Genomic DNA, 19903 nt, shown 5'->3' with positions numbered 1-19903 from the left:
GTCTTATTTTTTTGGATTTGCAACAGCTACTTTATCTGCTGCTTTTTGAGGTTGGATAACCATGCCCTCCTGTAATTTGTCGATACCGCTTAATACAATCTGGTCGCCGGCTTTTACGCCCTCTTTAACCAGATAATTTTCGCCGGCCTTACCCACAATGCTGATGGCTTGTTTTTTCACCTTGCTGCTGTCGCCCAGGGTAAACACAAACACCTTATCCTGCATTTCTACCGTTGCCGATTGAGGCACCAGAATGGCATCGTTATGCAATAAGCCTAAACGGATTTTACCGGTATTACCCGAGCGCAGCACGCCGTTGGCATTAGGGAAACTGGCCCTTAGCGTAATGGCACCCGTGTTTTTATCAAACTGACCATCAATCATGTCGATTTTTCCTTTAACCGGATAGGTAGAATTATCGGCCAGTACCAGTTCAACCGCAGGTAAATGTTTAATCCTGTCGGCAGGGGTTTTGCCCGGGTAATTGGTGTTGAAACTGTTGAAGTCGTTTTCGGCAAGCGAGAAATATACATGCACTTCGTGTATATCCGACAATTGCGTTAAAGCAGCCTGATCGGTTGGCGATACCAAACTTCCCTGTTTTTTAGGGATCCGGCCAATATAACCGCTCACGGTAGCCTTAACGTTGGTATAGCCTAAGTTAATTTGTGCCGAAGCTACATTGGCTTTAGCCTGCTCGGCATTGGCTTGCGCAATTTTGTAGGCCGTTTTAGCGGTTTTTAACTGGATATCAGATATTACCTTGTTTTGCACCAGTGGCGTTAACTTATCTACCTCGAGCTGGGCATTTAAAATAGCAGCCTCGGCAGCATGTAAACTGGCTTTGGCATTGTTTAAAGCTTCGCGGTAAGGGTTTTCGTTAATTTTAAAAAGTGTTTGGCCGGCTGTAACATAAGCACCTTCGTTAACCAGTACACTTTGTAAATAACCGCTTACCTGCGGGCGTACATCAATATCAACAGCGCCTTGTATGGCAGCCGGATATTCGATAAAGGTAGTTTCCGAGCCTTGATTAATTGCGCTTACCGGTAAAACGGGTGGCGGTGGTACTGCAGCAGCTTGCTGCGGAGCCGATTTACAGCTGGCCAGTACAATTGCGGCAAAAGTGAGAGCGAAGGTATATTTAACAAATGTAAATCGTTTAACAGTGTTAAATAATAAAAACAAACGATGTAGAGATTTCATATGATTTTAAATTATAATGGATTTAAGATGTATAAACTATTTAACAGTGTTAAATAGCAGGGTAAAAAAAAATTAACTATTAATAGATAAGGTAATTCCCTTAATAGCGTCTTTTAAAATTTGCTGGTTCAGCTCGTTGGTTGTTCTGCCGTCGGGGCGTACCAGGTTGATGGATATCAAACCGTGAATAATCGACCAATAGGTGTAGTACTTTCTACAGATATCATCGTCTGATACCGGTTTTTTATCGAATAAGGATTCAATTACATCGCCAAGCATATGCCCTACATTTTCTGCTTCGGGCAGCGAATTCTTAACAGTGCAACAAACCATATCCACACCGTACATCAACTGATAAAATTCTTTGTGGGCAAAGGCGAAATTCCAGTAGGCAATCCACATCGCTTCCATCTGATCAGCAGGTGCTTCATGTTGGTCGCGCGCTTCGCGGATGTCTTTGGCCAGCATCAGGTAACCTCTTCTGGTTAACTCGAGCAGGATTCCTTCTTTGTTCGAAAAATATTCGTAAATAATCGGTGCAGTATATTCGATCTGATCGGCAATTTTACGCATACTCAATGCCTGCCAGCCTTCTGTTTGAACAATGTTCAAGGCAGCATCCAGAATTTTGGTTCTGGTTTCATCTTTTAAACGTAGTATTCTTTCTTTGCTTCCCATGACTGGAATATAAGGTGTAAATAATCTAACACCGTTAAGCAAATGTAGAACCAATTCCAGAATTCACAATCATGCAATTGTCATATAGAATTTCGAGGCATTAAAAAGTAGCTCCATTGCGTTTAAATAAGGTTTTTCTATTTTGTTAATATCCTAACGAATATTTTTACGCTTATTTTCCGCACCTGACAAGCCGGCATTCCGGGTAAGTCATGGCAGTGATCTTTTGTCAGTATAGCTATGCCAATAGCTTCACACCACCTTCTCCGATTGTCATTTCGAGCGAAGTTAAACCTTTAAGCCCTCAGGTGTTCTTAGATGTCTAAGGTGGTAAATTTACTTTGTCACCACCTCAGGCACCTTAGTACACCTTAGAATTTAACTAACATTGTTTTATGTCACCATGCCCGAAACATTCAATCATTCAAAATTCATAATTCAATCATTCATAATTTGACATTCAATCATTTCCCAAATCCATTATCTTAGTATCATGATATACCGCGAAGCGCTTATAACCGACATTCCGCAAATTCAGGTGGTAAGACATACCGTTAAAGAAAACACCCTGTCCAACCCTGCTCTGGTAACCGATGCCGATTGCGAAGACTTTATTACCCGTCGCGGTAAAGGCTGGGTATGCGAAGTGGCCGGCGAACTGGCAGGTTTTTCAATTGTAGATTTACAGGAGCATAATATCTGGGCTTTATTTCTGCGCCCCGAATTTGAAGGCAAGGGCATTGGTAAAGCACTGCACAGGTTAATGATGGATTGGTATTTCGAGCAAACCCGCGAAACCGTGTGGCTGGGAACATCGCCAAATACCCGTGCCGAAGAGTTTTATACCCGGCAAGGCTGGCAGAAAGCAGGTATGGTAAATGAAGGCGAAGTAAAATTCGAAATGACTTATGCCGATTGGTTAGGATTAACCACGTAATTGAAACGGCTGATTTTAATAAATAAACCATATAAGTCATATAAGCACAATGCCTAATATGTACTTAAATGCCCTACATGGCAAAATGAATTAAGCTATTAATTAACCACAAAGCCACAAGGTACATCAAAAAAATATTGGCCTTAATAGTAAAAATAAATAAACCATATAAGGCATATAAGCGCAATACCTAATATGTACTTAAATGCCCTATATGGCAAAATGCATTAAGCTATTAATTAACCACAAAGCCACAAGGTACACCAAGAAAATATTGGCCTTAATGGTAAAAATAAATAAACCATATAAGGCATATAGGCACAATGCCTAATATGTACTTACATGTCTTATATGGTAAAATGCATTAGGCATATTAATTAACCACCAAGGCACCAAGCACACTAAGAAATAACTGTGTCTTAGTGCCTTCGTGGTAAAAAATTAATCCCTAAACTTCTTCATAAAACTACTTACACTTTCTTCTAAGTTACCATCTGCAATAGCTTTAACGAAAGCAGTACCTATAATTGCACCATTGGCGTACGAGCAGGCTTTATCGAAAGTTTGTTTATCGCTGATCCCGAAGCCAATCATAGTCGGGTTTTTCAGGTTCATCTCTTTTATACGGCTAAAATATGCTTCGGTAGTATTGCCCACCTCTAAATTTTTACCTGTTGTAGCCGACGATGATAACAAATAGATAAACCCATTCGTTAAGCCATCAATTTTATGAATACGTTCTTCTGCTGTTTGTGGTGTAATCAGAAATACATTGCTCAGGTTGTGTTGTTCAAAGCATTCCTGATAAAACTCTTCGTACTCTGCCATCGGTAAATCGGGCACAATACAGCCATCCACCCCTACTTCGGCGCAGGCCTTACAAAAATTTTCTACACCAAACTGCAGCACCGGGTTTACATAACCCATCAATAAAACAGGGATGGTAACATTTTTACGTAAATCTTTAAGCTGTTCGAAAAGCACCTTTAAGGTCATACCCTGATCTAAAGATTGCTTGCTGCTCGCCTGAATCACCGGACCATCGGCAACAGGATCTGAATAAGGAAATCCGATTTCCAGGATATCAGCACCCGATTTTTGCAGGGCTTCAGCAATCTGAATGGTATCGCCTAGGTTAGGGTAACCAGCGGTATAGTAAATTGATAATATATTTTTCTTCTCCTGGAAGAGTTGTTTAATTCTGTTCATGTTTTCTATCATTTTCGTCATTGCGAGGCACGAAGCAATCCTACTACAATCGCTACACGCTAACCCAAAGCATTAAGATTGCTTCGTGCCTCGCAATGACGGCTTTCTATAAATTAAAGTACTTAATATAAGTATCCAGATCCTTGTCGCCACGGCCAGATAGGCAAACCACTACATTTTCGCCTCCTTTAAATTCCATTTTGTCGAGGTAAGCCAATGCGTGTGCGCTTTCAATCGCCGGAATAATCCCTTCCAGTTTGGTGCACAATAAACCTGCTTCTAAACTCTCTTCGTCGGTAATGGAAACATATTGCCCGCGACCGGTTTTAAACAAATGAGCATGTTGAGGACCAATACCCGGGTAATCCAGTCCGGCAGAAACCGAGTGCGGTTCTACCACCTGTCCGTCTTCTGTTTGCATTAAAATACTCCGGCTACCATGTAAAACGCCTTCTTTGCCTAAATAAGTTGTTGCGGCCGAAAATCCACTCGATACACCTCTACCAGCAGCCTCTACAGCAATTAGTTTAACATTTTCATCATCAATAAAATGATAGAACATGCCCATAGCGTTACTGCCACCACCTACGCAAGCTAAAACGTAATCAGGCTGATCACTTCCGGTTTGTTCCAGTAGTTGTTTTTTGGTTTCCTCTGAGATGATCGACTGAAAAATAGCCACCATATCAGGGTAAGGATGTGGTCCAACTACCGAACCGATAATGTAATGGGTATCAACCGGATTGTTAATCCAATCGCGCATGGCCTCATTAGTGGCATCTTTTAAAGTTTTACTACCCGAACTTGCCGGAACTACTTTTGCACCCAGCATTTTCATACGGGCAACGTTTGGTGCCTGGCGTTCGATATCTACCTCTCCCATGTAAATTACACATTCGAGGTTGCGCAAAGCACAAACCGTTGCAGTAGCTACCCCATGCTGACCAGCGCCTGTTTCGGCGATAATCCGTTTTTTGCCCAGTTTTTCCGCAAGCAAAATCTGTCCGATGGTGTTGTTGATCTTGTGCGCACCGGTATGGTTTAAATCTTCCCTTTTCAGGAAAATATTAGCGCCATACTTTTCAGAGTATCTTTTTGCCAGATACAGTGGCGAAGGGCGGCCAACATAATCTTTTAACAATTGATGAAATTCCTTTTGAAAACCGGCATCATCAATAATCTTTAAATAGTTTTGACGCAATTCTTCTACGTTCGGATAAAGCATTTCGGGGATGTAAGCGCCTCCAAAATCTCCGTAATATCCTTTTTCGTTTACTTTGTATTTCATATCTTTTGTTTTTCCCCTTGGTTTAAACCAAGGGTGATGAATAACAATTTACTTAGTCATTTCTTTTATAAATTCTTTAATCTTTTCTGCATCCTTCAGGCCTGGTTCGGTTTCGAAGCGGCTATTGATGTCTAATGCATATAAACGATCTTCGCTTATATTTTTAATAGCAGTGGCATGTTCCAGGTCTATTCCACCGCTCAAAAAGTAGGGTTTGTTGTAAGTATACCGGTCTAAAACAGACCAATTAAATGTTTTCCCCGATCCGCCATGTGCTTTTGTTTTGGTATCGAACAGAAAATAATCTGCTACATCTAAGTAAGCTACCAAAACAGTAAAATCGAAGTCTTCATCTATGCCAAAAGCTTTAATCACTTCTACAGCTGGAAAACTGGTCTTTAACCCTGCACAATACTCCGGCGATTCGCTTCCATGCAATTGAACGGCCTTCAACTTCAAAGTACTTACTTTCTCCTTTACCTTTTCGATAGCCTCATTCACGAAAACGCCAACGGTTTTAATTTCGGAGGGGATGTATTTGATCAGTTCTGCAGAAACATCGCTGATTAATCTCGGCGATTTATCATAAAAGATAAAGCCCAGATAATCTGGTTGCAAATCTGCTACCGCAGCAATATTGGCTGCCAAACGCATGCCGCAAACTTTTAGCTTTAGCATGCCAGTAATTGTTTAAAACTGTAAAGTGCTTTTTTGCTCATCAGCGATTCTTCTGCTTCGTAATAGCAATCGGCAAAAGATTGTTCAGGTTTTATGGTCCTAATGGCCAGTGCCGAGTTACAAAGTACTACATTGTTCTGTACATCGGTTGCTTCTCCATTAAGTACATCCATAAATATTTTAGCCGATGATTCTACCGTATCGCCACCTTTAATGGCATTAACATCTACTTTTTCAAAGCCCATATCCTCGAGGGTTAAAATCTGTTCGCCTTTGTTGCTAAAGGTTTTTACATCGCAGGTGAGCGAAATTTCATCATAACCTTCCAGCGCATGTACAATGGTATAGTTTTTATCGGTATCCTGGTATAAATAGGCATATAAACGGGCCAGCTCTAAACTAAATACGCCCACCATCTGGTGTCTGGGTTGCCCCGGGTTAACCATTGGCCCAAGCATGTTGAAAAACGTTTTCACGCCCAGCTCTTTTCTAATTGGTGCCACTATTTTCATAGCCGGGTTAAAAAGCGGTGCATGCAGAAAGCAAATACCTGCTGCGTCTAAATTGCGTTTTAAAGTATCTTCATTATTGGTGAAATTATAGCCCAGGTACTCCATTACGTTTGATGAACCGCAGCCTGAGGAAACACCATAATTACCATGTTTGGCTACATGATGCCCCGCACCTGCCACTATAAACGAGGATAAGGTAGAAATGTTAAAAGTGTCTTTGCCATCGCCACCTGTACCGCAAAGGTCAATCAGTTCGTAAGCCGAAAGGTTAACTTTTACGCACATATCCAGCATGGCATCTCTAAAGCCCTGTAATTCCTGCACGGTAATGTTGCGCATGGCGTACGCGGTAATAAAGGCAGCAATCTGCGAAGAATTGAAAGCCCCCTCTGCAATGGAAATTAAAATGTTTTTGGCTTCTTCCCTGCTAAAACTCTTGTTCTCGAATAAATGGTTTAATATCTTTTTCATGTTTATTGCGAATGTTATTTAACCACAGATAAAAAAGGATGAGCACGGATAAAATCTGTGTGTATCTGTATCCATCTGTGGTTCATTTTTCATTTATGTCTTTATATTATGGTTTGTGTTGCCACAAAGCATTTATATTTTTTTATTCTTTGTGCCGTGGTTTGTGTCTGCACAAACCATTCTTTGCGCCATGGTTCGTGTCCTCACGAACCATTTATTAAACTTCGTTTCGTGAAGACACGAAACGGGGCGTTGTTAAAAAATACCACATAAAAAAAAGAGGATTGCTTTTTGGGCAATCCTCTTCGTTGTGTATAAAATATTTTAAAATATATAACAATAGAAATGCCTAACGAATTTCGTTATGCCACCACCAATTGTTATTTAAGTTTTTAATTATCATGTTTGTATAAAGCAAATATTGATATAGTTTTTTAAAATTCCAAAATCTTTCTAAAAATATATGTCTTTCTTCAAAAGAAAAGTACAGTTTAATGATGATTTCGGTTTCGGATCGAACCCGGTAACCAAAAATCAGCGTATGCTAAACCCCGATGGTTCGGCCAATATAGAGCGTACCGGCCTGCCCTGGTTTAAGTTCGATGATACCTACACACGCCTGGTTACCATGAGCTGGCCCCGTTTCTTTTTGGTTATTCTGATAACCTATCTGCTTGTCAATACTATTTTTGCTATTCTATATAACCTCATTGGGATCGAAAATTTAGTTGGTGCAAAGGGCATTACCCTGCGCGATCAGTTTTTCGATGCTTTCTTCTTTTCGGCGCAAACCATCTCTACGGTGGGTTATGGCCACATTTCGCCGCAAGGTTTTATTACCAGTGTGCTGGCAGCTTTCGAAAGTATGCTCGGTCTGCTCGCTTTTGCCCTCGCTACCGGTTTATTGTACGGACGTTTTAGCCGGCCAACTTCGAAGGTTAGTTTCAGTAAGAAAATGGTCATTGCTCCTTACGAAGGTGGCCACGGATTAATGTGTCGTTTGGTTAATTTGCGTCGCAACCAGCTAATTGAAGTAGAAGTGCAGATGGTAATGTCGTACAATGAAATGGTTGATGATAAACAAGTGAGGCGTTTTTACCCGCTTCACCTGGAACGCGATAAAATCAGCATCCTTTCTTTAAACTGGACTTTGGTTCACCCCATTACCGAAGAAAGTCCACTATTCGAAAAATCACTTATCGAATTGCAGCTGGCAGAGGTTGAGGTTTTTGTAATGTTAAAGGCCTTTGATGATACTTTTGCCCAAACCATCCATACACGTACCAGTTACCAGGATGAAGAAATTGAAATGGATGCCCGTTTCGAGAAAATGTATTTCCACAATGAGGCCGGTAAAATGGTAATGGATTACAGTAAACTGGATGAGGTTACGCGGACGGTTTAAAATCGTCACCCTGAATTTGTTTCAGAATCTCATCCATAATAGAGGTGCTGAAATAAATTCAGCATGACGTTAAATTGGAGTTTTAGCAACAATTTGTTCAATAAAACCCAAAATATCCTCGTACAACTGGTTCCCACCAAAAATCATCTGGCTAATCATAGGTACATGGCTTTTACCTTTAATTTCTTTTATCTCGGCCCGAACACCATTGGCTTTTAGTTTCTCGTATAGCTTAGGCGTTTGCAATTTAATAGCGCCGTAAGTTTTACTCCCATAAAAAAGTAAATGCGGATTCTTGATATTGTTCACATAATCCATCGGAGAAGCTGTTTTCCAAACTTCAGGCTGTTCGGTAAACGTTCTGATGAAATCGAAATAAAAATGGTCTTTTTCGGCTGTGGTTAAATATTCGTGCATATCCAGGCCAAAGGGATCGTTGAGGATTATACCTTTAATCGGGTTTTTAATCCCTGCCTTTTTTAAATATTTAGGATCGGCATTGATCAGCTCGGCCAAATGTGCCCCTGCCGAGTGCCCCATTATAAAAATCTTATCAGGGCTTGCCTTATAAGTGGCAATATTTTCGCTCACCCATTTTACGGCCAAAGCACAATCATCGCCCATTTTTTCGTACTGCACATTTGGAGCCAGGGGATAATTGATGATTACTGTAACTACACCTTTCCGTGCAAAATTACGGCCTAACCACCAATAGGTTTCCTTTTTCCCACTGCTCCATGAACCGCCATGAATGAAAACCAAAACGGGTTTATCCTTTATACTGTCGTTCTTATAAAAAATGTTCAAAGTATTGGCCTCATCGGTATTGCCGGCGTAATTAATGTTTTTCGCCTTTTTTACCTGAGCAGAAGCCAGTATGGTTTGGAACAGGAGCATAAATAAAAGCAGGGGTTTAGACATAAAACAAGATTTTTCTTCTCTACATAAATAAACGAAATTGTTGTAAAGGTAGATTTTGATTGTTAGGGGACAGCGTAGCAAGTATGGAGTATTAAGCAGGTATTTAGTATCAAGCAAGACAGACTAAGTTTATTAAACCGTTTGGCTTTATACCTTAGGCCTTAAACCTTCCACCCTAAACCTTTATCAACGGGTTTTTCTCTTTCGCGAATAAATCAAATACCTTTTTATCTACAAAAGCCGGGAAAAGCTTATTCATCCATACGGCTAATTTCCCTTGTCTGGTCATTACTAAAGTGCGTTTGCGCTGCTCAATGCCATCGGCAATAATGCTGGCCACTTCTTCTGAGGTCATCATTTTACCTTCATCCATACTGGTTTCTCCGTGGGCTGCACCATCTTTTGATAAGGCAGTTACACGTATATTCGAAGCTGTAAACCCCGGACAGGCCACCATTACATTTACACCGGTTTTAAGGAGTTCGGTACGTAACGATTCCATAAAACCATTCATGGCAAACTTAGAAGCCGAATAACCTGTACGGCCCGGCAAGCCACGGTAACCGGCAATAGATGATACGCCAACCACTGTTCCTTTGGTTTTTAGAATTTCGGGCAAGGCATATTTTGTACAATAAACGGTACCCCAGAAATTCACATCCATCAGGTTTTTAAGTACCGATAAATCCAGGTCGTTAAAAAGGGCACGCATCGATAAACCTGCATTATTAACCAGGATATCTATTTTTTGAAAGGAAACCAATGCTTGTTTAATAATCAGTTCGCAATCGGCTTCTTTACTTACATCAGCCTGAACCGCTACAGCCCTGATGCCATATTTTTTTTCCAGATCGGCAGTAATTTCGCAAAGGGTAACGTATTGACGGGCCGCTAAAACTAAATTGGCACCGCGCATGGCAAATTCTTCGGCACAGGCTTTTCCTATTCCGCTTGATGCGCCGGTAATGATGATTACTTTATTTTTTAGATTCATTTTTTTGAGTATCGAGTATTAAGTAGCGAGTATCAGGTAGTGAGTATTAAATATCAAGAATAGAGAAGCTAAAATCGCGTAACTGGTCTTCCGACCTATCTTGCTACCTGATATTTTCCATCTCGATACTAATTGCTATTTCATCATCGCGGTTTCGTAAGGTACACGGGTAACAATCGAACGGCCTAGGGTAATTTCATCGGCATATTCGAGTTCGCCACCAAAGGCAATACCCCGCGCAATGGTAGTAACGGGCACGTTGAATTCTTTTAATCTTTTGTACAAATAGAACAATGTCGTATCGCCTTCCATATTGGGGCTTAAGGCTAAAATAATTTCTTTAATGCCACCTGCGGCAACACGGGCTACCAAACCATCAATAAACAAATCGGATGGCCCTACCCCGTCCATAGGCGAGATTAAGCCACCCAAAACATGGTAAACACCAAAATACTGTCCCGTGTTTTCAATCGCCATTACATCACGCGTATCTTCTACCACACAAATGGTTTCTTTATCGCGTTTGTGCGAGGTACAGATTTCGCAAACCGTATAATCAGAAATGTTATGGCAGGTAGTACAGTGTTTAATCTGTTGTTTGAGCTTAATAAATGTATTACCAAACTGGTTTACTTCCTCCTGCTCTTTGCTTAAAAGATGCAGCACCAGACGCAAAGCCGTTTTTTGTCCTACACCAGGCAGTTTCGAAAATTCGTTTACTGCATCCTCGAGTAGTTTGGATGAAAAATTCATAATACAAAAATAAGGAAAAGGTTCATTAGTTCATTAGTCATTGGTTCAATAGTTCATGGGTTTATAGTTAATGGCTCATGGTTGATAGCCAATGTTCCGAAGCATTTCTAAGTTAATGGTTGATTGCTCATAGTCCAATGCGATGTTTTAGAAAAACGATTGAATATTAATGGCTCGCCGGCTTAGGTGTAATGGCTATTAAAAATCAGCTATAAACCATTAACCGAAAGCAGTAAAAACTAAAGCCATTGACTTTAACTTTGAATTTATTACATTTATCAGCTTAAAACAAAACTATGTCACCAACCATCCTACTGTGTTTTCTAATTGGTTACTTCCTGCTACTGATTATCATTTCGTTTGTAACTTCTCAAAAATCGTCAGACAATAATACTTTCTTTGTTGCCAACAGAAACTCTAAGTGGTATTTAGTGGCCTTTGGAATGATAGGAACGGCTCTTTCGGGCGTAACTTTTATTTCGGTGCCCGGTGAGGTTGGTGCCCCCAGCGGAAACCAGTTTCAGTATTTTCAGTTCGTGCTGGGCAATGCGGTTGGCTTTATCATTATTGCCACGGTTCTATTGCCGCTCTACTACCGAATGAATCTAACTTCCATTTACAGCTATATCGAAAAACGGCTGGGGCATTACAGTTACAAAACAGCAGCATCGATATTTCTGTTAAGCAGAACACTTGGATCGGCCACACGACTTTATCTGGTAGTAATTGTATTGCAACGCTTTATATTCGATAATTATGGCATCCCGTTTTGGTTAACGGTTTTAATTTCACTTGCCTTAATCTGGTCATATACCTTTAAAGGTGGCTTAAAAACCATTATCATTACCGATACCCTGCAAACGTTTTTCCTGGTATTGTCTGTTTTTTTAACTATTTATTTTATTTGTAATAGTCTCGATTTCAGCATTCCACAAGCGTTTGAAACCATAAAAAACAGCAGTTATTCTAAAATATTCTTTCTGGATGATTTCCTTACCAACAAGTTCTATTTCAGCAAGCAGTTTATAGGCGGTATTTTCGTAACCATCGCCATGACAGGGCTGGATCAGGATTTAATGCAGAAAAACCTGAGTATGAGTACCATCAAAGAAGCGCAGAAAAACATGTTTACCTTTACCGGTGTATTTGTAATCTTAAATGTTTTCTTTTTAAGTGTAGGTGCATTATTATACATTTTCGCAAGTAAAAACGGTATTGATATTCCTTTAGATCACATTACCGGTAAACCACGTACAGATTTACTGTTTCCTGAAATTGCATTGAACAACCTGGGTTCGGTACCTGCCATTATTTTTATGCTGGGCCTAACAGCCGCAACCTTTGCTACTACCGATTCGGCTTTAACCGCCCTAACCACTTCGTTTTGTGTAGACTTTTTAGGCATGGATAAAGCCAAAAACATCGACGAAAAAAGTGCTGTTAAAAAGCGTCATACCGTGCACGTGGCATTTTCGGTTTTAATGTTTTTGGTCATTATTGTCATTAATGCATTGAACAGTTCGTCGGTTGTGAGCTTAATTTTCACCATCGCATCATACACCTATGGGCCGCTGTTGGGTTTATACAGTTTTGGATTGTTTGTAAAAAAACGCGGACTTCACGATAAATTAGTACCGATAGTTTGCATATTATCGCCTTTTTTATGTTACTTGCTTGCAAGCAATTCGGCCGCAATATTGGGCGGATATGTTTTTAGTGTTGAACTGATTTTAATTAACGGTTTAATCACATTTATAGGTTTGTTATTCATTAGCAAAAAAACTGATGCGCAAACCAGGTTTTAATATTTAGCATTACGTATATGACGAGTGAAGAAAAAATAAGAAGCGCTTTTGAGAATAAAGACTGGCAGGAAATTAAAGTAACAGACTCCTGGCAAATTTTTAAAATTATGGCCGAGTTTGTAGATGGTTTTGAGAAACTGGCTAAAATTGGTCCATGTGTTACTATTTATGGGTCGGCACGTACCGCCCAAACCCACCGCTATTATCAGCTGGCAGAGCTGTGCGGTAAATTACTAACCGACCGTGGTTACGGTGTAATTACAGGTGGTGGTCCTGGTATTATGGAAGCTGGTAATAAAGGTGCGCATACAAATGGTGGTAAATCGGTTGGTTTGAACATCGAACTGCCTTTCGAGCAATTCCACAATAAATATATCGATCATAACAAATTACTGGAGTTCGATTACTTTTTTGTGCGCAAGGTAATGTTTATGAAATACAGTCAGGGTTTTGTGGTGTTACCCGGCGGTTTTGGCACTATGGACGAGCTTTTCGAAGCCTTAACCTTAATCCAGACCGGTAAAATTGCCCGTTTTCCCATTGTATTGGTAGGTGTTGATTACTGGGGAGGATTAATTGATTGGATTAAAGGTACCATGCTGCAAAAGGAACACAATATCCATGAAGAAGATTTAAATCTTTTCCGTTTGGTTGACACTGCCGAAGAAGCCGCTGAGCATATCTTCCGTTTCTATGATAAGTATGTGTTAAAACCGAATTTCTAGTCCGTAGAAGTTCATTGGTCATTGGTTCATTAGTTCATGGCTAATAGTCTATAGCAGGGCTTTCGTTGTCCGGGAGTAATTGGTCAATAATCGATGGTTTATTAGTTCATAGCCAATAGTCTAGAGCAGAATTTTCTTTAATTAAGAGTTTTCAGTTAGCTTAAGTATATTGGCTATTAGCCATCAGCTATGAACCAAGAAACTTCAGAATTATAAATTACAAAGAGGTGTTCACGATATGAGCACCTTTTTTTATGCCCAAATAAATTGTAACAACTTAAGCCTCTTGCCATCTAAAATAAAACAGCATACATATGGCAAAGTTTATTAATTGGAAAAGGAACTGGTTGAACGGCAACTTACAACTGTTTGTTGACGGGATTCAGAAGGGTGCTTTAACATTCGAAATGTGGAAAAGCAATGCCTATACCTTATTCGAGGATAAAGACTATGCTTTTGAGAACAAAGGTTTCTGGCAAAGTACCACAACGGTAACCGATCGTAAAACCAATGAAATTGTGGCCATCATCACTTACGACAGCTGGAAATCTAAAGCCATTATCAGTTTAAAATCGGGCGAGCAATACGAGTGGAAAGCAACCAGTTCGTGGCGCTCAGAATGGACGGTTTCGAACAACAAAGACACCCATATTTATTATCAGGCTTCGAGCAATACTGGTGCTATTTCTACCCAGGCAGACAATAACTTATTAATTGTTGCAGGTTTGTTTATTAAACAGATTTACAATAAAAAAACAGCGGTAATGGTGGCTTGTTTTGTTCCGATTATTACGGCAACACTTACCCGTCACCACGGTTAGGCATAATTAATCTTTTTGGCGATGGAACAGGTACTATATTGGAGAAAAGGTTTATTTGATAGCAACTATCAGGTATTTGATCAGCAGCAACTTAAATTTTCGATGAATTTTAGTTCCTGGCAAAACTCTGCCATAGCCACTACCCAAAGCGGGATTTACCTGTTAAAGAGCGAAGGATTTTCAAAACCTGAAACCAGAATATTAAATAACCAAAACGAGACTTTAGCAACAATTACTTATGATTGGCTTGGTTTTAAGGCCAGGGTTGTTTTTGCTTCAGGCGAAACATTAGACTGGCGCTACCAGAATAGCTGGTTAAGCCGCTGGTCGCTCAATAACCTTAAAGATAAACAGATTTTGTTCAGTGCATCGGCCGGAAACGGAAACATCCACAGCAATGTAAATGATGATATGCTGGTACTTACCGGACTTTTTATCCGCGAGTATTATTCGAGGCTACTGTTCGGTTTGATCATTTTGATAGTCATCCTGATCAGCTGTAGAAATATTTTTTAAGCTCAAACGGCCAGCTAAGAGTTATGAGGCCTTTCTTCCGTTCAACTCCTTTAAACCTTCTGTGCTACCCTAAAATCTGCTGTATTTTCTCCGTTGGACGGGCAATAACAGCCTGATCGCCGGAAATAACGATTGGTCGCTCAATTAAAACAGGATGCTTAACCATGGCTTCAATCCACTCCCTGTCGGTTAAGGTTTTACCCTTGTAATTTTCTATGAAAACGGCCTCACCTTTCCGAATCAGCTCCAATGGTTTAATACCCAGTTTGGCTACAATTTCGGTAAGTTCGGTCTCGTTTGGTGGGGTATCGAGATAGTACACAACTTCAAATTCTTTTCCGCTTTTTTCGAGTTCCTGTAAAGCGCAACGGCTTTTGGTACACCTGTTATTGTGATAAATGGTAATCATGGTGAATGTTTTTATAATCCGCTTACGCCACCGCTTACCACCAGTTTCATGGCATCGGCTGCAGTCATTTTTAAATCGGTAACCTTGTTGCGTTGTACAATACACAACTGGCCTGCAAATGAATAAGAAAGAGGGAAATAAACAGCTACTTCATCGGGCAAATCCAGTTTATGCAAATCGTTCTGGGTTAAAAAACCAATCTTCTTTAAACCTCCTTCTACCTCTACCAATACCGGATGGTTAAATTTCTTTTCGTCGCCCACAAAGGCTTCTGTTAAATCTTTTATAGAAGAGTAGATGAAATTGAGCAAAGGCAGGCGATGCATCATCCGCTGAAACCAGTTGTACATGGGCTCGGTAACCAAATTGGTTACAAAAATACCTGCCAGCAAAATAATGGTAACAACAGTTAGCAAACCCAAACCGGGTATGTTGCGGCTTTCGCCTGTAAGCGGATTTACGCCAAGTATATTTTTTACGTTTAACCAGCTATCAACCGTTGTAACCGCCCAAACTACAATAAAAATACTTACGGCAATGGGTACCACAATTAATAAACCTTTAATCAGATAGTTTAAAATGGCTTTCCCTACTTTATTCATGCGGCAAATTTAGGTAAAAATAGTGAAACCCCACGCTCAATCCCTGTTTGTTCATTGGTTCATTAGACATTGGTTCATTAGTGAAACCCATGGTCCCACTCTATCGGTTGGTGTCTCATTGACCGAAACAGATGAACAATAAGCGCCCTATAAAGCGATACAATCGCTTATCTCTCCCATCCACGTTACAAACGTAGACGATAACACATCTGAGTTCCCTATTGGTTGGTGTCTCACCGACCAAGACAGAGGATCAAAAGCAATTAATCCAACGATTTGTTAAAAGACGCGCTATGTGGCATCTTGCCCGGCACCAATGAACAAGTGAACCAATTTATTCATAAAAATAAACCCGCTTAACCCTTTGCGAAATGTTGGTTAAAATCTCGTAGGGAATGGTATTTACCTCGCTGGCTAACTGCATAATGGTGTGCTCTTTATTAAATACGATGGCTTCATCGCCGGCTTTAACATCAATCCCTGTAATATCGAGCATGGTCATATCCATGCAAATAGAGCCTATTGTGGGCACCAAATTACCGTTGATGAGCATTTTACCTACCCCATTACCAAAAGCCCTGTTATAGCCATCGGCATAGCCAATTTTTACGGTTGCAATCTTACCTCCATGCGGCATAATTCCTTTGCGGCTATAACCTACTGTTTCGCCGGGTTCGAGTGTTTTTACCTGACTAACCGTAGTTTTGAGCACCATAACGGTTTGCAGGCCACGGTTATTAGGCAATGCCGAATCGAAGCCATACAGGCCAATGCCCAGGCGTACCATATCCATTTGTCCTTCGGGCCAGCGCGAAATGCCCGAGGTATTGGCGATATGCAATAGAGGTTTATACGTTAAAATTTCGGTTATCAGTTTGGCCATATCCTTAAACCGTTCTATTTGCCGCTGGGTAAACCCATCGTGCTCGGCCTCGCCACTGGCTACCAGGTGCGAGAAAATGCTTTGCACCTTAACTTTGGCATTATCTTTTAACAAACTGGTTAAAGTGGTAATTTCGGCCTGATCGAAACCTAAACGATGCATCCCGCTGTCAATTTTGATGTGGATGGGATAGTTAAAATCGTAATCAGAAAGGGCATTGATAAAACTGTTCAGAATATCGATGCTGTAAATTTCAGGTTCTAACTGATGTTTGATAATGGCTTCGAAAGCAGATTCTTCTGGACTCATTACCATAATCGGCAAAGTAATTCCCGCTTTGCGTAGGGCTATACCTTCGTCGGCGTAAGCTACAGCGAGGTAATCTACTTTATGAAACTGCAGTAAGTTGGCAATTTCAAAACTGCCACTCCCATATGAAAAGGCCTTTACCATGGCCATCATTTTAACACCGGGCTTAATTTTAGAACGGTAAAACTGCAGGTTACCCACCATGGCATTCAAATCGATTTCTAAAACCGTATCGTGTATTTTCTGCGTGAGTAGTTTACTGATCCGGCCAAACTCGAAGCGCCTGGCTCCTTTTACCAAAATGGTTTCGTGACTAAACTGCAAACCAGGAAAAGCCTCAACAAAAGCATTAGTATCGTCAAAAAACTGGGTTTCGAACTTAAAAAGATCTGCAAAACGCGCAATGTGCGTTCCGATTCCGATTAAGCGATTTGCCTTTTTCTGCAACAGCAATTCGGCTATTTCGGTATATAAATCGAGGTCGTCTCTTCCGGTTTCGAACAATTCGGAAAGAATAACGGTTTTACGTGCATGTTGGTTCTGCTGGTTCAGGAAATCGAGGGCGATGGCAAGCGAAGAAATATCTGCACTGTACGAATCGTCGATGATGGAGCACTGGTTAATGCCGTTTTTCAGTTCGAGGCGCATGCTCACATGGCTCAGCTTTTCTAAACGCAGATCGGCTTGCTCAGGCGTGTAGCCCAAAGCCAGCAAAGTGGCCCAGCAAATCATGCCGTTCTCGATCGAGGCCTTATCTTTAAAAGGCAGCATACATTCTATTTCCCTATCCTGGTAAATGGCCCTTAAATAACAATTGCCTTCAATCGGCTCTACTGCAATTATCTGTAAATCGGCAGCTTGTTTACTGCTCCAGCTAAATTGTTTTTTACCGGGAAGTTCTTTAAAGCTTACTTCACTTACATACTCAGGCGAATAGATAAAAAGTTCACTATCTTTAAAAAGCCTCAGTTTTTCTGTCAGCTTTTCCTTTTTCGAACTGAAACCCTCGGCATGTGCTTCGCCAATATTGGTTAAAATGCCGATCTGAGGCTGGATAATCTTCGCCAGACTTTCCATTTCATTCACGGCCGATATACCCGCCTCAAAAATGCCTAAGGTATGACTGGCCTCAATTTGCCACACCGAAAGCGGTACCCCGATTTGAGAATTATAACTTTTAGGGCTTTTTACGATATTAAAGTCGGCTGCCAGAAGCTGGTACAACCATTCTTTTACAATGGTTTTGCCGTTACTGCCGGTAATACCAATCGTTTTTAGGTTAAACTGCTTGCGGTGTTCAATTGCCAACTGTTGCAAGGCTTCCAGGGCATCATTAACCTTTAAAAAATTGCAGTCCGGATATTGGGCAATGTATTTTTCATCCGTAATTACGAAATTACGGATCTCTTTAGCATAAGCATCTTTTATAAACTCATGGCCATCGCGATGTGCCGCAAGCGCAAAAAAGATAGAATTTTCCGGAACGAGCACAGACCGGCTATCGATTACCAAATACTGAATAACAACTTCGCTATCAATCAATTTGGCATCTGCATTTAAAATTTCGGCTATTCTGGCAATGGTATATATCGGGTTCTGCATGCTATTTTTATTCAGAAAATAGGGTAATCGTTTATATTTTTACGAATTTCAGTAATTAATTATGAAAAGCGGTAAACAAGAGAGCATAATATTAGATAAAAAGCAGGCATTGGCCAAGGCCGAAAGTTTTTGCGCCTATCAGGAACGCTCGCAAAAGGAAGTGCGTGGCAAATTGTTAGACCTGGGCATGCGCGGCGACGATCTGGAAGAAATTATTACAGACCTTATTCTGAACAATTTTTTAAATGAGGAAAGGTTTGCCATGAATTATGCTTCGGGTAAATTTAACATTAAACACTGGGGCAGGATAAAAATTAAACAGGGATTAAAACTGAAAGGCGTTCCGGATAAAATGCTGCAAAAAGCAATTTATAGTCTGGATGAAGACGATTACCTGCTTACTTTAGAAAAACTGGCGGTAAAAAAAGCAGAAAGTTTGAGTGAAAATGATCCCTTTAAAAGAAAAATGAAGCTGATGAGCTACCTTCAGGCAAAAGGATTTGAAACTGATTTAATTTTACTAGTACTGAAAGCCAGCAATTTAAACTAAATATTAAATTTTTAATAAAAAATCTCTTGACAGATATATAAATCTGCCTATATTTGCATCACCAAAACGAAACAACAACATCAGTTTTGTAAATGCGAAAGTAGCTCAGTTGGTAGAGCACGACCTTGCCAAGGTCGGGGTCGCGAGTTCGAATCTCGTCTTTCGCTCCAAAAAAATGCCTTCCTACCAGAAGGCATTTAATTTTAAAGTTAACCAAGCCGGTGGATATCGGCAGCGGCTAATGCTCGGGTGGTGGAACTGGTAGACACGCAGGACTTAAAATCCTGTGCTTTCAAAGGCGTGCGGGTTCGATTCCCGCCCCGAGTACAACAAAAATCGAACAAAAAAAGCCTTGATGAAAATCGAGGCTTTTTTTGTTTTATGGCTATTTCAGTCTATCGGTTGGTGTCTCATTGACCGAAATAGACTACCTGAAGCTGGCAGGTGCAGACACCAGTCAGTAGGTGCATCAAACAGAATTTCGACGAACCTGAAGAACACGGATCAAGCGGAAAAGTTGGGGGGATATCTTTTATGCATATATTTTCGATAATCTGAATAAGAAGAATTTAACATCCCTTACACCTCTCGATGTTGCTCTAAAGGCTTTGATCTTAGCATTGAAAGAT

General features: G+C 40.5%; 19 protein-coding genes and 2 tRNA genes. 9 read left to right on the top strand and 12 right to left on the bottom strand.

The features are described from left to right. Positions 1–3: 3 nt before the first annotated feature. Both HWV58_RS23595 and HWV58_RS23590 read right to left on the bottom strand, forming a co-directional pair. Positions 4–1206 (bottom strand): efflux RND transporter periplasmic adaptor subunit, encoded by a 1203-nt coding sequence (locus HWV58_RS23595; protein WP_175636467.1) that lies wholly within the window; start codon positions 1204–1206, stop codon positions 4–6. 72 nt (positions 1207–1278) lie between these two features. After that, on the bottom strand, positions 1279–1884 hold the full coding sequence (locus HWV58_RS23590) for a TetR/AcrR family transcriptional regulator (RefSeq protein ID WP_124559713.1): 606 nt from the start codon (positions 1882–1884) through the stop codon (positions 1279–1281). A 493-nt stretch (positions 1885–2377) separates the two neighbouring features. Between HWV58_RS23590 and HWV58_RS23585 the strand changes: the two genes are divergently transcribed. Further along, entirely contained in the window at positions 2378–2821 is a 444-nt protein-coding gene (locus tag HWV58_RS23585) for a GNAT family N-acetyltransferase (RefSeq protein ID WP_175636466.1), read from the top strand. Between the two features lie 441 nt (positions 2822–3262). Here the strand turns inward: HWV58_RS23585 and trpA are convergent, their stop codons facing one another. The 4 genes from trpA to trpD form a co-directional block, all read right to left on the bottom strand. Continuing rightward, on the bottom strand, positions 3263–4030 hold the full coding sequence (trpA, locus tag HWV58_RS23580; protein WP_175636465.1) for a tryptophan synthase subunit alpha: 768 nt from the start codon (positions 4028–4030) through the stop codon (positions 3263–3265). Positions 4031–4136: 106 nt separating this feature from the next. After that, positions 4137–5318 carry a tryptophan synthase subunit beta gene (gene trpB, locus HWV58_RS23575; protein WP_175636464.1) on the bottom strand — a complete coding sequence of 394 codons (1182 nt, stop codon included), beginning with the start codon at positions 5316–5318 and terminating at the stop codon, positions 4137–4139. Between the two features lie 48 nt (positions 5319–5366). After that, entirely contained in the window at positions 5367–5996 is a 630-nt protein-coding gene (locus HWV58_RS23570) for a phosphoribosylanthranilate isomerase (protein WP_235972809.1), read from the bottom strand. Continuing rightward, the gene (gene trpD, locus HWV58_RS23565; protein ID WP_175636463.1) at positions 5990–6979 is read right to left on the bottom strand and encodes an anthranilate phosphoribosyltransferase; all 990 of its coding nucleotides are present in this window, start codon (positions 6977–6979) and stop codon (positions 5990–5992) included. The genes HWV58_RS23570 and trpD overlap by 7 nt, the downstream gene beginning before the upstream one ends. 463 nt (positions 6980–7442) lie before the next feature. Here trpD and HWV58_RS23560 point away from each other — a divergent pair, with 463 nt between their 5' ends. After that, the gene (locus HWV58_RS23560; protein WP_175636462.1) at positions 7443–8384 is read left to right on the top strand and encodes an ion channel; all 942 of its coding nucleotides are present in this window, start codon (positions 7443–7445) and stop codon (positions 8382–8384) included. Positions 8385–8453: 69 nt separating this feature from the next. On the opposite strand, the gene HWV58_RS23555 is transcribed toward HWV58_RS23560, so the two are convergent. The 3 genes from HWV58_RS23555 to recR form a co-directional block, all read right to left on the bottom strand. Beyond that, on the bottom strand, positions 8454–9305 hold the full coding sequence (locus HWV58_RS23555) for an alpha/beta hydrolase (RefSeq protein ID WP_175636461.1): 852 nt from the start codon (positions 9303–9305) through the stop codon (positions 8454–8456). A gap of 175 nt (positions 9306–9480) precedes the next feature. After that, entirely contained in the window at positions 9481–10299 is an 819-nt protein-coding gene (locus HWV58_RS23550) for an SDR family oxidoreductase (RefSeq protein WP_175636460.1), read from the bottom strand. 135 nt (positions 10300–10434) lie between these two features. Beyond that, positions 10435–11052 carry a recombination mediator RecR gene (gene recR, locus HWV58_RS23545; RefSeq protein ID WP_175636459.1) on the bottom strand — a complete coding sequence of 206 codons (618 nt, stop codon included), beginning with the start codon at positions 11050–11052 and terminating at the stop codon, positions 10435–10437. Between the two features lie 296 nt (positions 11053–11348). Between recR and HWV58_RS23540 the strand changes: the two genes are divergently transcribed. The 4 genes from HWV58_RS23540 to HWV58_RS23525 all read left to right on the top strand — a co-directional run bounded on the left by HWV58_RS23540 (position 11349) and on the right by HWV58_RS23525 (position 14919). Continuing rightward, positions 11349–12857, top strand: coding sequence for a sodium:solute symporter (locus HWV58_RS23540; protein WP_124559703.1), 1509 nt, complete (start codon positions 11349–11351; stop codon positions 12855–12857). A gap of 17 nt (positions 12858–12874) precedes the next feature. Further along, positions 12875–13582, top strand: coding sequence for an LOG family protein (locus HWV58_RS23535; protein ID WP_175636458.1), 708 nt, complete (start codon positions 12875–12877; stop codon positions 13580–13582). 314 nt (positions 13583–13896) lie between these two features. Beyond that, positions 13897–14403 carry a hypothetical protein gene (locus HWV58_RS23530; RefSeq protein ID WP_175636457.1) on the top strand — a complete coding sequence of 169 codons (507 nt, stop codon included), beginning with the start codon at positions 13897–13899 and terminating at the stop codon, positions 14401–14403. A 21-nt stretch (positions 14404–14424) separates the two neighbouring features. After that, a complete protein-coding gene (locus tag HWV58_RS23525; protein WP_175636456.1) occupies positions 14425–14919 on the top strand; it encodes a hypothetical protein in 495 nt (164 codons plus the stop codon). Between the two features lie 64 nt (positions 14920–14983). On the opposite strand, the gene arsC is transcribed toward HWV58_RS23525, so the two are convergent. The 3 genes from arsC to HWV58_RS23510 form a co-directional block, all read right to left on the bottom strand. Continuing rightward, positions 14984–15328 carry an arsenate reductase (glutaredoxin) gene (gene arsC / locus HWV58_RS23520; protein WP_175636455.1) on the bottom strand — a complete coding sequence of 115 codons (345 nt, stop codon included), beginning with the start codon at positions 15326–15328 and terminating at the stop codon, positions 14984–14986. An 11-nt stretch (positions 15329–15339) separates the two neighbouring features. Next, complete coding sequence (locus HWV58_RS23515) at positions 15340–15930, bottom strand: DUF502 domain-containing protein (protein ID WP_124559698.1); 591 nt, start codon at positions 15928–15930, stop codon at positions 15340–15342. Between the two features lie 334 nt (positions 15931–16264). Beyond that, entirely contained in the window at positions 16265–18724 is a 2460-nt protein-coding gene (locus HWV58_RS23510; RefSeq protein ID WP_175636454.1) for a bifunctional UDP-N-acetylmuramoyl-tripeptide:D-alanyl-D-alanine ligase/alanine racemase, read from the bottom strand. Positions 18725–18785: 61 nt separating this feature from the next. Between HWV58_RS23510 and HWV58_RS23505 the strand changes: the two genes are divergently transcribed. The 3 genes from HWV58_RS23505 (at position 18786) to HWV58_RS23495 (ending at position 19601) form a co-directional block, all read left to right on the top strand. Continuing rightward, positions 18786–19274, top strand: coding sequence for a regulatory protein RecX (locus tag HWV58_RS23505; RefSeq protein WP_175636453.1), 489 nt, complete (start codon positions 18786–18788; stop codon positions 19272–19274). 94 nt (positions 19275–19368) lie between these two features. Continuing rightward, positions 19369–19444: transfer RNA gene (locus tag HWV58_RS23500), tRNA-Gly, on the top strand. A gap of 73 nt (positions 19445–19517) precedes the next feature. Beyond that, a tRNA-Leu gene (locus HWV58_RS23495) sits at positions 19518–19601 on the top strand. The last annotated feature ends 302 nt before the right edge of the window (positions 19602–19903 follow it).

Source organism: Pedobacter ghigonis (assembly GCF_903166585.1).
In the GTDB taxonomy this organism is placed as follows: Bacteria; Bacteroidota; Bacteroidia; order Sphingobacteriales; family Sphingobacteriaceae; genus Pedobacter; species Pedobacter ghigonis.
Note: the sequence above shows the minus strand (reverse complement) of the source record. Positions and strands in the feature narration are given on the sequence as shown.